The organism is Arcobacter thermotolerans, from assembly GCF_983172305.1.
Genome location: NZ_CFAFZJ010000025.1, coordinates 1 through 579 on the forward strand (window position 1 = coordinate 1; position 579 = coordinate 579).

Sequence of the window (579 nt, forward strand, 5' to 3'; positions counted from 1 at the left end):
TCCATTCCCTCATGCTCATGTTGTAACAACAACTACTCATAAGACTTTAAGAGGTCCAAGGGGTGGTATGATTATGACAAATGATGAAGAGATTGCTAAAAAAATTAACTCTGCTATTTTCCCAGGATTACAAGGTGGACCTTTAGTTCATGTAATTGCTGCTAAAGCTGTTGCATTTAAAGAGATACTTGATCCTAAATGGAAAGATTACGCAAAACAAGTAAAAGCTAATGCAAAAGTATTAGGTGAAGTTCTAGTAAAAAGAGGTTATGATATAGTAAGTGGTGGAACAGATAATCACTTAGTTCTAGTATCTTTCTTAAATAAACCATTTAGTGGAAAAGATGCAGATGCAGCACTTGGAGATGCAGGTATAACTGTAAATAAAAATACAGTTCCAGGTGAAACTAGAAGCCCATTTGTTACAAGTGGTATTAGAATAGGAAGCCCAGCACTAACAGCACGTGGAATGAAAGAGAAAGAGTTTGAATATATTGCAAATAAAATTTGTGATGTATTAGATAATATTGAAGATAAAGAGTTACACAAAAAAATAAACAAAGAGCTTGAAGAGTTAGC

The 579-nt window shown here is 33.7% G+C and carries 1 protein-coding gene; it reads left to right on the top strand.

Annotated features, from left to right (window positions below; genetic code table 11):
- On the top strand, window positions 1–579 hold a 579-nt coding region (locus AC5LG6_RS11240; protein ID WP_498586653.1), incomplete at both ends, for a PLP-dependent aminotransferase family protein.